Source organism: Streptomyces sp. NBC_00104 (genome assembly GCF_045160825.1).
In the GTDB taxonomy this organism is placed as follows: domain Bacteria; phylum Actinomycetota; class Actinomycetes; order Streptomycetales; family Streptomycetaceae; genus Streptomyces.
Map to the genome: position 1 here is coordinate 7,234,314 of NZ_CP108215.1, position 13,172 is coordinate 7,247,485.

General features: G+C 70.7%; 9 protein-coding genes. 2 read left to right on the forward strand and 7 right to left on the reverse strand.

Annotated features, from left to right (window positions below):
• Positions 1 to 167 precede the first annotated feature (167 nt).
• Positions 168 to 941, reverse strand: coding sequence for an isoprenyl transferase (locus tag OG272_RS31890; protein WP_326578051.1), 774 nt, complete (start codon positions 939 to 941; stop codon positions 168 to 170).
• 729 nt (positions 942 to 1,670) lie between these two features.
• On the opposite strand from OG272_RS31890, the gene OG272_RS31895 reads away from it, so the two are divergent.
• Positions 1,671 to 2,837 (forward strand): winged helix DNA-binding domain-containing protein, encoded by a 1,167-nt coding sequence (locus OG272_RS31895; protein WP_328223958.1) that lies wholly within the window; start codon positions 1,671 to 1,673, stop codon positions 2,835 to 2,837.
• A gap of 5 nt (positions 2,838 to 2,842) precedes the next feature.
• Here the strand turns inward: OG272_RS31895 and OG272_RS31900 are convergent, their stop codons facing one another.
• From OG272_RS31900 to OG272_RS31920, 5 genes are all read right to left on the reverse strand, one after another.
• The gene (locus tag OG272_RS31900; RefSeq protein ID WP_328223959.1) at positions 2,843 to 3,640 is read right to left on the reverse strand and encodes a class I SAM-dependent methyltransferase; all 798 of its coding nucleotides are present in this window, start codon (positions 3,638 to 3,640) and stop codon (positions 2,843 to 2,845) included.
• 84 nt (positions 3,641 to 3,724) lie between these two features.
• Positions 3,725 to 4,258 carry a carboxymuconolactone decarboxylase family protein gene (locus OG272_RS31905; RefSeq protein WP_326578048.1) on the reverse strand — a complete coding sequence of 178 codons (534 nt, stop codon included), beginning with the start codon at positions 4,256 to 4,258 and terminating at the stop codon, positions 3,725 to 3,727.
• A 203-nt stretch (positions 4,259 to 4,461) separates the two neighbouring features.
• Complete coding sequence (locus OG272_RS31910) at positions 4,462 to 6,819, reverse strand: ABC transporter permease (protein ID WP_326578047.1); 2,358 nt, start codon at positions 6,817 to 6,819, stop codon at positions 4,462 to 4,464.
• Positions 6,816 to 7,502: an ABC transporter ATP-binding protein gene (locus OG272_RS31915; protein ID WP_326585636.1), complete on the reverse strand. Its 687-nt coding sequence runs from the start codon at positions 7,500 to 7,502 to the stop codon at positions 6,816 to 6,818. The genes OG272_RS31910 and OG272_RS31915 overlap by 4 nt, the downstream gene beginning before the upstream one ends.
• On the reverse strand, positions 7,502 to 8,026 hold the full coding sequence (locus OG272_RS31920) for a PadR family transcriptional regulator (protein WP_327727982.1): 525 nt from the start codon (positions 8,024 to 8,026) through the stop codon (positions 7,502 to 7,504). Before OG272_RS31920 ends, OG272_RS31915 begins: the two co-directional genes overlap by 1 nt.
• A gap of 345 nt (positions 8,027 to 8,371) precedes the next feature.
• Here OG272_RS31920 and OG272_RS31925 point away from each other — a divergent pair, with 345 nt between their 5' ends.
• Positions 8,372 to 10,768: a transglycosylase domain-containing protein gene (locus OG272_RS31925; RefSeq protein ID WP_405895342.1), complete on the forward strand. Its 2,397-nt coding sequence runs from the start codon at positions 8,372 to 8,374 to the stop codon at positions 10,766 to 10,768.
• A 160-nt stretch (positions 10,769 to 10,928) separates the two neighbouring features.
• Here OG272_RS31925 and OG272_RS31930 read toward each other — a convergent pair whose 3' ends face one another.
• A complete protein-coding gene (locus OG272_RS31930) occupies positions 10,929 to 13,040 on the reverse strand; it encodes a SpoIIE family protein phosphatase (RefSeq protein ID WP_405895343.1) in 2,112 nt (703 codons plus the stop codon).
• Between the last annotated feature and the right edge of the window lie 132 nt (positions 13,041 to 13,172).

Below are 13,172 nucleotides of genomic sequence, written 5' to 3' on the forward strand. Positions count from 1 at the left end.
CCGAGCCGCCCGCTGAGATCCGACACCCGTGGTTCGGGTGTCGACCTGACTGGCTTATGCCCTCGAACATGCGCCGCCATGCCAAGCGGTACGACGGCGCTCCGGTGAACTCCTCGTTACTTCTGTCCCGATGGTGGTGGTGCGCCCCTCACCCGTAATACGGAATTTCAGCTTCCGTAGCGGCGGCCGCGCGCCGCGTAGTCCCGCAGGGCCCGCAGGAAGTCGACCTTCCGGAAGGCCGGCCAGAAGACGTCGCAGAAGTAGTACTCGGAGTGCGCGGTCTGCCAGAGCATGAATCCGGACAGCCGCTGCTCGCCGCTCGTCCGGATCACCAGATCCGGGTCGGGCTGGTCGCCGGTGTACAGGTGGCTGCCGATCAGGTCGACGGAGACCTTCTCGGCGAGCTCCTCCATCGAGGTGCCCTTCTCGTGCGCGTCCTGGACCATGGACCGTACGGCGTCGGCGATCTCCTGGCGGCCGCCGTACCCGATGGCGACGTTGACCAGTATTCCGTCGACGTCCGCGGTGGACTCCTCGGACTCCTTCAGCGCGGTCTGCAGCTGCCCGGGCAGCTGGTCCAGCGTGCCCACGTGGTGCACCCGCCAGCGGCCGTCGGCGGCGAGGGTGCGGACGACGTCCTCGATGATCCCGAAGAGGGGGACCAGTTCTTCCTGGGGGCGGCCGAAGTTGTCCGTGGAGAACAGCCAGAGGGTGACGACCTTCACATCCGTCTCGGTGCACCAGCCGAGGAACTCCTCGATCTTGTGCGCGCCGGCGCGGTGTCCCTGCGCGGTCGTGGAGCCCGCTGCCTTCGCCCAGCGCCGGTTGCCGTCCATGATGACGCCGATGTGCTTGGGCACCTGGGCGTGGTCGAGGTGGCCCTCGACCCTGCGTGCGTAGACCCTGACCAGCAGGCCGCGCAGTTTGTCGCGCAGGTTCACGTCTTCCAGCCCCTCCGGTGCGGTGGCAGTCCCCTTGGTTGGCAGAGCCTACCGGGGCTGGAGGCCAACTCCGCCAAGGGGTGTACGGGGTTGGGGCGGGCCCCGGGCCCGACGGAGCGCCCTCCCCGGAGGGCCGGCTCACGGGCAAAAAAACGGGCCGGTCCGTGGGGGGGAGACGGACCGGCCCGAGGGGGGGTTTCCACCATAACCCTTCGTGAGTGATGCTGCGTACATCGGCGTGCCACAACTACTCTCCGCAGCCGGACGACAGCGTGACGGTGAGCGCGGAAGCGTTCATTCAGGGTGTGATCGAGGGGTGATCATGGCCGGATCCCGGCGGATTCCAAGGGAGAATGGATGAATCCCGGAAGGAATGTGGGGTTTGCGCATCGTTGTGCGACTTCCGAGAAGAAACGGCCCGGCGCCCTCGTACGGGTGAAGCGCGGGTGGAACGCGCGCTTGACGCCCGGTGACGGGGCGCACGGCCTCGCGCAGCCCCCTCCACTGCGCGATGCCGCACCGCGCAGCTTTGCTCACGCGAATTGCCTTGGTCTGAACCTACGCGAGTAGACCCCGGGAGCCAAGCCCGCGGTCGGTAACGATGTGGACACCGGCACAGAGGTCAGGATCCGTCCTCGATCGGCCCTGGCGTCGTCCCGTGACAGGGACGGCGAGCGTGACGGGGACGGCGAGCGTGACGGGGACGGCGAGCGTGAGGGAGCCGAGGCCATGAGGGTCAGGACGGTCACCTGGGAGCAGGCGAGTGCGCGACGGACGGAGCGGCAGTTCCTGGGGGCTCCCGCACCGGCCGGTACGCCGGTCGCCGAGGTGGCCGGCGCCATGCTGGGGGCCCACGCGCAGGTGCTGTCGGCGGCCGAGCTGTCGGTGGGGCTGCGCACCGAGGGGATCACCCGGGCCGACGTGCGGGCCGCGCTGTGGGAGGACCGGACGCTGGTGAAGACGTTCGGGCCGCGCGGTACCGTCCATCTGCTGCCGACCGCCGACCTGCCCTTCTGGACGGCCGCGCTGACCGCGATCCCGGGCGGAGCGAGCCCGTTCGCCCCGGACGTACGCCTCACCGACGAGCAGGCCGAGCAGGTCGTGGCCGCGATCGGCGCCGCCCTGGACGGGACCACGCTGACCCTCGACGAGCTGGGCGAGGAGGTCGTCGCGCGCACCGGGCCGTGGGCCGGGGACCGTGTCATGCCCGCCTTCCAGGACCTGTGGCCCCGTTGGCGCCAGGTCATGCACCGCGCGGGCCAGTCCGGCGCCCTGTGCTTCGGCCCCGACCGCGGCCGCAGGGCGACGTACACCCGCCCGCCCCACTTCGATCCCCTCCCCTCGGCGGACGAGGGACTGGCGACCCTCGTCCACCACTATCTGCGCGCCTACGGCCCGGCCTCCCCGCGCCACTTCGCCCAGTGGGCGGCGGCACCCGGCGCCTGGTCCGACCGCCTCTTCGCCTCACTGGCCTCCTCCGGCGGGATCGAGGAGGTCGACTTCGAGGGCGAGCCGGCCTGGGTGGCGGCGGGCGACACCGACTTCCCCGAGGACCCCGCCCGTGTCCTGCGGGGCGTACGGCTGCTGCCCTACTTCGACGCGTACGGCATCGCCGCGCAACCTCGCGAGCGGCTGTTCCCCGGGGCGGCGTACGAGCGGGCCCTCGCACGCGGCCAGGCGGGCAACCACCCCCTGCTCCTGGTCGACGGCGTGGTCGCGGGCGTCTGGCACCAGCGGCGTCAGGGCCGGCGTACGACGGTCACGGTGGAGCCGCTCGGGCGGCTGGGCGCGCGGCGGGAGCGGGAGTTGGGGGAGCGGGTGGAACGGGTGGGCGAAGTGCTTCAGGCGCGGGCCGAGTTGGCGATCGGGAAGGTCATGGTCGGGCCGCACGCGTGAGTGCCCTACTCGGCGGCCGGCTTACGGGCCTCGAAGAGGTGCCGGGCGCTGTGCGCGACGAAGGGGCCCTCGCTCTCGATCCGCTCGTGCAGGGAGCGGAGCCGGGGGAGATACGCCTCGACGGTGAAGCCGGGCACCATCCAGACGACCTTCTTCAGGAAGTGCACGACCGCCCCGATGTCGTAGAACTCGATCCGCAGCCGCTCGGCCCGCAGTTCCACGATCTCCAGCCCGGCCGCCTCGGCGTCGGCGCGCTCGCCGTCCGGGTGGCGGGCGCTGCGGTTCTCCTCCGGCAGCGGGCCGGTGAAGTGCTCGACGAGTTCGTAGACGCTGCTCGGCCCCACATGCTGGGCGAAGTACGTGCCACCGGGCTCGAGCACCCGGGCGATCTCCGACCAGTGGGCCCGGACCGGATGCCTGCTGGTGACCAGGTCGAACGCCCCGTCCGCGAACGGCAGCGGCGCGTCCTGCGGAACGGCCACCACCACCGCGCCCCGGGGCCGCAGCAGCGCGGTCGCCTTGGCGACGTTCGGCGGCCACCCCTCCGTGGCCACGGTCACCGGTGGAAGGCGCGGGGCGGAGTCGAGCACCTCCCCACCCCCGGTCTGGATGTCCAACGCCGCCGAGGCCCGCGCGAGCCGTTCCCCCATCGCCCGCGCGTACCCCCACGACGGCCGGGCCTCCGTGGCCCGCCCCTCGAACCAGGAGAAGTCCCACCCCTCGGTGGGTACGGCATCGCCCTCGGCGACGAGCTCTTCGAAGCTGCGTGAGGAGAGGGAGGAGAGGGAGGAGAAGGACGTCATGGAGACGGATTTTCCCCAGGGAGAGGAGGGGCCGCGAACGGATTTCCGCGAACGGGCGATTCCCGGCCACCTGCCCCACAGGACCTACTCGGAGAGAATCGCCTCCGCGTCCAGCGTGACCCCGACCGCCTGCACCACGGACGCGATCCTGAACGCCTCCTGCACGGTCTCCCGGTCGACCCCCGCCTTGCGGAGCGCCTGCTCATGCGCGTCCAGACACAATCCGCACCCGTTGATCGCGGACACGGCCAACGACCACAGCTCGACGTCGACCCTGTCGACCCCGGGATCACGGAGGACGTTCACGCGCAGCCCGGCCCGCAGACCGCCGTACGCGGGGTCGGACAGCAGATGCCGCGTGCGGTGGAAGACGTTGGTCATCGCCATCGTCGCCGCCGCGGACCGCGCCGCGGTGTACGCCTCCGGTGACAGGTTCGCCCTGGCCTCCGGCGCCAGCTCGCGCAGCACGACCGCCGAGCGGGAGGCGATCGCCGTGACGAGGACGGTGCCCCACAGCCGCTGCGTCGGCAGAGCGGAGTCGCCGATGACGGAACCCAGGTTCAGGCGGAGGTCCTTGGCGTAGTCCGGCACCGCGGACTGCAACGTTTCCAGCGACATGTCGTCCTCATCGTCCTCACTACCCGGCGAGCGGCCTGACGCGGTCCAGTGTCCCGTCGCGGTCCAGTGTCCCGTCGGGAACGGCGGCCCGTCGAACTCCGGCCGCGCACGGCACCCGCGCGAGGGCCGCGGCGCTCAGGAAAGCGCCGCGGCCCTCGCCGGTCCGGGGCCGGAGACGGCCCGCGAACGACACGCGGCCCTCCCTATTCCGTGCGGAGCCCCTCCGGGCGCATCAGGCGCAGCAGCGGCGGCATGCTCAGCGCCGTGACCAGGACGACGATGCCCGCGCCGATGCCGGTCATCGACAGCACGCTCGGCCAGTCCACGCCCACCGGGACGCCCGTCATCTTCAGCAGGACCGCGCCCAGGGTCAGACCGACCGTCGAGGCGAGGACGAGGCCCAGCGTGATCGGGATCGCCGTCTGCCACAGCACGGACAGACCGAGCGTGCGGCGCCGGGTACCGAAGGCGACCAGCGCCGACAGCAGCTTCCTGCGTTCGCGGAGCTGCTCCAGCTGCGACACGAGGAGGCTCGCGCCGATGAGGACGAGCACGGCGGACGCGCCGACCAGCAGACCGGTGCGGATGTCCGCGAACTGGTCCACCCGCCTGGTCGACTCCCACTCCCAGGTCCTGATCAGCGGATCGATCGCCACGGCCGCGTTGCGCACCTCGTCGAGCGCGTTCGGAACCCTGGGGTCGGTCCGTACGTAGACGGTGCTGTAGAAGACGGTCTCGGCCTTCGCGGGCAGGGCGCCGGGGGTGGCCATCAGCCCCGCCGCCCCGGTCCGCAGCGCGTCGGCGCGCTCGGGCACCTTCCGCACCTCGGCCGGTACCTTCCAGGCGATCTCGGCGCCCGGCTCCTCCCCGCTGTAGGAGGCGTCGAAGTACAGCGTGTTCCCGGCGGTGACGAGCTTCGTCACGGTCGGGTCGCTCGGGGCGCCCAGCATGAAGACGTCGCCGTCGCGGCACGAGGAGATCTCGGCGAGTTCGCGCAGGGCGCCGCAGTCGCCGACGGTCATCTCCGTCGTCTCCTCGGGGTCCTTGGCGGTGGCGGAGACCGTCGTGGTGGACAGTGCCGCGGTGGACTCCGTGCCCCTGGCCCGCCTCAGCTCCTTGCCGGCGGCGCTCACGGAGAGGTCCTTCGGCAGGGTGAGCTCCATCTGGGCACGCGTGGTGTCCTGCCCGGTCGACTCGGTGAACCTGCCCTCGACTCCGGCGAACAGCATCTGCAGGGCGATCGCGCCGGCCACCGCCACCGCGATGCCGTTGACCATGCGGGCCGCCGAGCCGCTGCTCAACTGGAGCCTGCGGACGGCCAGTTGCCAGGAGACGGCGCCGGCGCCCAGCCGGGCGACGAACGCCTCGACGAACCACGGCAGCAGGGCGGTGATTCCGATCAGCAGCAGGACGACGCCGCCGGTCACCATGTACTCGTTGAACTCCCCGTTGTCCGACCCCTGGCCGAGCATCGGGTAGAGCATGGCGAGACCGCCGAGCGGCAGCAGCAGCCGCCACCAGAGCCTGCGGCGCGCGGGCTTGGCCGTGCGGACCACACCGAGCGGTTCGATGACGACGCCGCGCAGCGCGAACAGGGTGACGAGGACGGCGGCCGCCGGCACCGCGAGCGCCACCAGCAGGGCGAGGCCGGGGGAGGGGTTGAGGTAGCTCGGGAACACACTGATGTCGAGCACCTCGACCGAACCGGCGATCTCCCTGCCGAGCAGGAAGAACCCGGTGCCGAAGAGCAGTCCCAGCACGGCACCCGCGAGTGCCTCGCCCGCCGCGATCCGGCGCGTCATCCGCCCGTCGGAGCCGACCAGCCGCAGCGCCGCCAGCCTGCGGTCGCGCCGCTCGCCGCCGAACCGTACGGCCGTGGCGATGAAGACGGCGACCGGCATCAGCAGCACCACGAACACGACCAGCGTGAGCAGCAGCAGGATCGGGTCCACTTCCTCCTCGGGCTGCTCGACCATGGACAACCCGAACCGGTCGATCCGGGCCACCACCGAGTCGTCGAGCCGCGGGGCGAGTCCGTCGGCGCCGGCGTAGTAGGCGAGTTCGCCCGGGCCGATCAGCCCGGTCTCGCCGATGGTGCCCACCGTGTCGTACGGCAGCCGGCCGCGCAGCAGTTCCCCGGCGTCCGACCTCAGCAGCTCGGAGAGGGCGGGGGAGACGAGCATCTCGCCCGGCGCGGGGAACTTCCCGACCCCGGGCGGCAGCGGCGCGTCCACGCCTTCGGGTTCGAGGAGCCGTCCCCGGATCTCCTGGTGCTGGTACTCGGTGTCGGTGTCGGCGACGATCAGGCTCTTGTCGGTCGGCTTGGACCTGCTGTTGTCCGCGAGGTAGCCGATGCCCCGGTCCTCCCGGGCCTGCTCCCGGTCCTGCCGGGTCGCCAGCGCGTTCGGTATCGCCGCGGTGAGCAGCAGCAGCGCCACCCCGAGGCCGACACCGACCGCGGTGAGCACGGCGCGCACCCAGCCCTCACGGCCCCCGGTGAAGGTGAACCGGACCCCCATCGCCAGATCCCGGTACCACTGGCGCACGACAGCCGAGCTCATACGACGCGCTCCATGTCCCGCGACTTCCCGTCCCGTACGACGATCTCGCGGTCGGAGTACGCGGCCACCCGCGCCTCGTGCGTGACCAGGACGACGGCGGCGTTGGTGGACCGGGCGGCCTCGGTGAGCAGCTCCATCACGCGCTCGCCGTTGAGCGAGTCGAGGGCGCCGGTGGGCTCGTCCGCGAACAGCACCCGGGGGTTGGTGACGAGCGCCCGGGAGACGGCGACCCGCTGCCCCTGCCCGCCCGAGACCTCACCGGGACGCTTGCGGGCCAGGTCGTCGACCTCCAGGCGCTCCATCCAGCCGAGGGCGGTCTTCTCCGACTCCTTGCGGGAGGCGCCGTTCAGCCGCAGCGGCAGTGCCACGTTCTCCACACACGTCAGCTCCGGCACGAGCTGGCCGAACTGGAAGACGAACCCGAATTCGCTGCGCCTCAGCGCGCTGCGCTGGGTGTCGTTCATGGTGGCCATCTCGCGGCCGTTGTAGGTGATCGAGCCCGAGTCGGGCGGCACGATCCCGGCGAGGCAGTGCAGCAGGGTCGACTTGCCGGAGCCGGAGGGGCCCATCACCGCGACGACCTCGCCGGGGTGGATGGAGAACTCGGCACCGTCCAGCGCGGTGGTCGGACCGTACGCCTTGCGCAGATCGGTCGCGACGAGCAGGGAGCCGGCGGGGGTCATCACCGGGCCACCGCCTCGGCCAGCTTGCCCAGTCGGGCGGCGGTCAGCTCCAGCCATCGCAGATCGGCCTCCAGATGGAACAGGGCGTGGTCGCAGATCAGCTGATCTGCCAGGTCGCCCTTGCGCTTGCGGTCGGTGAGGATGCGCATCATGCGCAGGTGCTCGGAACGCTGGGTGTCGAGGATGTCGGCCGCGTTCCGGTCGGTGAGCAGGGCGAGGACGACCTTCGTGTAGAGGGTCGACTGCAGATACGGCTCGGGCTTCTCGGGCGTCGCGAGCCACCGCTGGACATCCGTGATGCCCGCCTCGGTGATCGCGTACCGCTTGCGCTCGGGACCGCCGCCGGGCTCGATGCCGTCGACCTCGACGAGGCCGTTCTTCAGCAGGCGCGACATCGTCGAGTAGACCTGGCCGTAGTGCAGGGGCCGGTCTTGACCGAACTTCTCGTCGAAGGCCCGCTTGAGGTCGTAACCGTGTCGGGGCCCGGACTCCAGGAGTCCCAGGAGGGTGTGACCGATGGACATGAGCACGACTGTACACAGGGGGTATACACGGCAGGTATACCTGCCGTTTATAGGTCGCCGCCGGGTGGAGAGGGGGCGCAGGTCAGGGCCGATTGTCACGGTTCTGTCACTGCGATCGGCGGCCACTGGGCGACAACTCATGGGTCCGGTGGGGCAACCATCGGCCCAGTTGGAACGTCCGTTCCGTTGGGATGAGGTCTAGGGGTATGCGCGTCGCGTGCGCATTGTCACGCCGTCACAGGGCGGACCGACTCCCTCTTGTCATAGTCCTCGGTGTTAGCTTGCTGAGCTGACAAGACGCGAGTGACGTATGAGACCGAGCAGAATGCGGAGCGGACCGGAGCCATGGGACGAGCGGAAGAAAGACGAGCGCGGCAACGCGGCGGTCGCCGCGCGGCGCCCCAGCGCTCGTCCGGGGGCGAAGCAGGCGCGACGACGACCGTCATAGGCGCGCCGGAGGGCGGCGGCCGGGCGGCGGCCAGGGCCGCGGCCAAGAACGCGTCCAAGGGCGGCGGCAAGAAGCAGCAGAAGAGCTTCCTGCGCCGCCTCTTCACCTGGAAGAAGATCCTCGGCACGTTCTTCGGTGTCTGTCTGCTCGGCATGGGTGCCTTCGTCGTGCTCTACCTGATGATCGACATACCCAAGGGGAACCCCGAGGCGACCCAGGAAAGCAACGTCTACAAGTACGCCGACGCCGACAAGGTCTTCGCCCGCACCGGCAACACGAACCGCGAGATCGTCGAGCTCGACAAGATACCCAGGGACGTCCAGCTGGCCTTCGTCGCCGCTGAGAACAAGACCTTCTTCGACGACCCCGGCGTCGACTTCAAGGGCATGGCCCGCGGTGTGATCAACACCCTGTCGGGCAAGGGCAAGCAGGGCGGCTCGACGATCACCCAGCAGTACGTCAAGAACTACTACCTGACGTCGGACCAGACGGTGACCCGCAAGCTCAACGAGCTGGTCATCTCCCTGAAGCTGGAGCGCAACGAGTCCAAGGACTACATCCTCGCGGGCTACATCAACACCAGCTACTACGGCCGTGGCGCCTGGGGCATCCAGGCCGCCGCCCAGGCGTACTACCAAAAGGACGCCAAGGACCTCAACGTCCGGGAGGGCGCGTACCTCGCCGCGCTGCTCCAGGCTCCCAGCCAGTACGACCTGTTCACCGCGACGCCGACCGGCAAGAAGCTGGTCACGGCGCGCTGGAACTACGTGCTGGACAACATGGTCGAGATGCAGGATCTGACCAAGCTGACCGCCTCGGAGCGGGAGGGCATGAAGCTCCCCAAGCCGAAGGAGCCCCAGGCCGCCCCCGACATGGAGGGCCAGAACGGCTACCTGGTCACGGCCGCCAACAACCAGCTGGCCAAGCAGCTCGTGGCCAGCGACAAGGCGGACAACCTCGAAGAGGCCAAGACGAAGATCGACGCGGGCGGTTGGACCGTCACGCTGAACATCAACTCGAAGAAGCAGGCCGCGCTGGAGAAGGCCGTCAAGGAACGCCTCACCAGCAAGCTCGACCCGAAGAAGCGCAAGGTCGACAAGTACATCCAGGCCGGTGCCGTCTCCGTCGACCCGAAGACGGGCAAGGTCCTCGCCATGTACGGCGGCGTCGACTACGTGAAGCACTACACGAACAACGCCATGCGCCGGGACTACCAGCCCGCCTCCACCTTCAAGCCGGTGATCCTCGCCGCGGCCGTCGACGAGGATGCCGAGACCCAGGACGGCGACCCGATCACCGCCAGCACGGTCTACGACGGTGACAGCCGGCACAAGGTCACGGACGACGGCACCGCGGTCGGCTTCGCCCCGCCCAACGAGGACAACGTCGACTACGGCGACGTCACCGTGCAGGCCGCCATGAACAAGTCCATCAACTCCGTCTTCGCCCAGATGGGCGTGGACGTGGGCATGGAGAAGGTCATGGAGGTCGCCGGGAAGCTCGGCATGGACACCGAGGGCATGGAGGCGGTCCCCGCCCAGACCCTGGGCTCCATGGGTGCCAGCCCGCTGGAGATGGCCGGCATCTACGCCACCCTCGACAACCACGGCAAGAAGGTCACCCCGACCATCATCGCCTCGGCCGAGCACCGGGAAGGCCCGGTCGAGTTCCCCGAGCCGATCGGCGAGCAGGTCATCAGCAAAGAGGCCGCCGACACGGTCACCTCGGTCCTCACCGGCGTGGTCGACGACGGTACGGCCAAGACGTCCGTCCGCGACAACCCGGCCCGCAACGGGCAGCAGGTCGCCGGCAAGACGGGTACCTCCGACGAGAACCGCTCCGCCTGGTTCACCGGCTACACCCCGAACCTCGTGACCTCCGTCGGGCTCTTCGGCGAGGACATGAGCAAGAACGGCAAGCACGTCTCGATGTACAACGCCGTCGGCGTCCCCCGGGTCAACGGCGGTGGCTTCCCCGCCCAGATCTGGGCCACCTACACCTTCGGCGTGATGGGCAAGACCACCAAGTTCGACCTGGACACCAAGCAGGGCGCCGCGGTCGCGCCGACGGAGTCCCCGACCCCGTCCGTGACGCCGTCCGAGACCCCGTCCGAGACGCCCACCACGGACGAGCCGACCACCCCGCCCGAGACGACCCCGGAGACCACTCCGGAGACCACTCCGGAGACGACCCCGGAGACGACCCCGGAGACCACCCCGGAGGAGACCCCGTCGGGCGACGACGGCGGCATCGAGTTCCCGACGAACCCGAACGATCCACAGGTGGACGACTAGCGCACCCGAAAAGCGAAGGGCGCCCGGTGAGATCACCGGGCGCCCTTCGCGCGTCCGAGGGCCGCAGGCCCTTCAGGGGCGCGGGGAACTGCGCGACAAGCCACGACGAACCCGCAGCCGCCGAACTCGCGGAAGTCCTACGACGCTCCCGCGAAATCCCTCACGCCTGGTTGAGCTCGAACCACACAACCTTCCCCGCACTCAACCGAGTGGCCCCCCACCGCTTGGCCAGCCGATTGACCAGGTAGAGCCCACGGCCCCCCTCGTCCGTCGCCCGGGCCTGCCGAAGCCGAGGCAGCTGCGGAACGTCGTCGGTCACCTCGCACCGCAGCACATCCGTCCGCAGCAACCTCAACGTGACCGGCCGAGTCGCGTACCGCACGGCGTTCGTCACGACCTCGCTGATGAGCAGCTCGACCGAGTCGGTCAACTCCTCAAGACCCCAGCGGGACAACGCGTGCCGGGCCAGCCGACGCGCCCGCCCCGGAGCCATCTCCTCGGGCTCCAGGAACCAGTACGCGACGTCGCTGGGAGCGATCCCATCGAACCGCGCGGCGAGCAGCGCGATGTCGTCGTCCCGGTCCCCCGGGCCGAGCATGTCGAGCACCTCGTCGCACAGCGCTTCCAGCGGCGGCGGATGATCCGGCCCGGTCAACTGCGCGGTCGCGGCCAGCTTCTCCCGCAGCTGCTCTATCCCGGTCCACACGTCCCGGAGCCGGGACTCCACGAGCCCGTCGGTGTACAGCAGCAACGTGCCACCGGCCGGCGCGTCCAGCTCCACCGCCTCGAAGTCCACCCCGCCCACACCGATCGGCGCACCCGGCGGCACCCGCAGCACCTCGGCACGCCCGCCCAGATGCAGCAGCACCGGCGGCGGATGCCCGGCGTTGGCGATGGTGATCCGATGCGAGACCGGGTCGTACACGGCGTACAGGCACGTGGCCATCCGGTCCGTGCCCAACCGCTGGGCCTGCTCGTCGAGGTGGTGCAGCACTTCCTGCGGCGGCAGATCCAGGCCCGCCAGCGTCTGCGCGGTGGTCCGCAGCTGACCCATGATCGCGGCAGAGGTCATCGAATGACCCATCACGTCACCCACCACCAGCGCGACCCGGCTCCCCGGCAGGGGAATCGCGTCGTACCAGTCGCCGCCGACCCGCGCCGTCTCGGCGGCGGGCAGATACCGGTGCGCGAGCCGTACGCCGGTGCAGCGCGGCAGCGCCTCCGGCAGCATCGTGCGCTGCAACTCGTCCGCGATGTACGCCTCACGGCCGTACAGCACCGCCTTGTCGATGCCGAGCGCGCTGTGCGTGGCGAGCTGGGCGGCGACCAGCAGATCGTCCTGCTCGAACGCCATCCGTTCCGGGCGGCGCAGGAAGACCGCCGCGCCGATCACCCGGCGTCGGCCGCGCAGCGGCGCGAGAATCGCCCGCTGGCCGGTCGGCACGGTCAGTTCGGCGTCCGGACCGAGCAGTTCCGGCAGCGCGTCGTGCGCGGCGGGCGCGTCCGCGAAGACCGGCCGTACGCCCCGCAGCACCTCGGCGAGCGCTCCGCCGGGCCGCACCTCGCACTGCTCGGCGGTGACGACCGCCAGATCCACGGGCTGCTCGGGCTGGAGCACGGGCATGAAGCCGCCCTCGGTGTCCCGCTCCTCGGGAATCCGGTCGGTGCGGCGCAGGCGCAGCACCATGGGCCCGGTGGGCCGCTCGTCGCCGACCGGCAGCGGCTCGCGCAGATACACGAGGATCGCGTCCGAGAACGTCGGCACGGTGGCCCGGCACAGACCCATCACGATCTCGTCCAGGTCGATGCCGCGGGCGATCCGCCGGGTCGCGGCGCCCACGAAGCGCAACCGGTCGCCGTCCCGCCGCATGGGCATGGGGGCGCCCGGCGGCACTCCCTGCCCGCTGCGGCGCTCCAGGCCGCCACCGGCCCCGCCGGACCGGTCCGGCTCACCGCCGGGCTGCGCCGGGATGGTCTCCGGCGCGGGCCTCGGGCGGTGCGGGTCGGGCTCGGCGGCCGAGGGCTGGGAGTGCTCGGAGAGCGCCGGCTGGGCGTGCTCCGAGGGGGCCTGTCCGCTCTTGGCGCACGGGGCCGCGGTGCCCGGCTCGGCCGGTGCGTCACCCATGCGTGCCTGAGCGGGTAAGGCCGTGGCGGGCGCGGTGCGCATCGGCTCCTGGGTACGCAGGAGCGCCCCACGGGGATCCGTGGGGCCGGCGCCGCCCTGAGGGCGCTCGTGGGAGGTGGGGTGCTCCGTCACGCGTGTCGAATCCATCCGTCCGGGACTGCGCGTCGTGAGCGCAGTGCGTCCCGCAAACCCGATACTTCGTCCCGCAGAAAGGCCGATACCCGGATTACGTGTCCTGGGAACGGATTTCCCGCGTGGTCAGAGGCAGTTCCTGTGCCA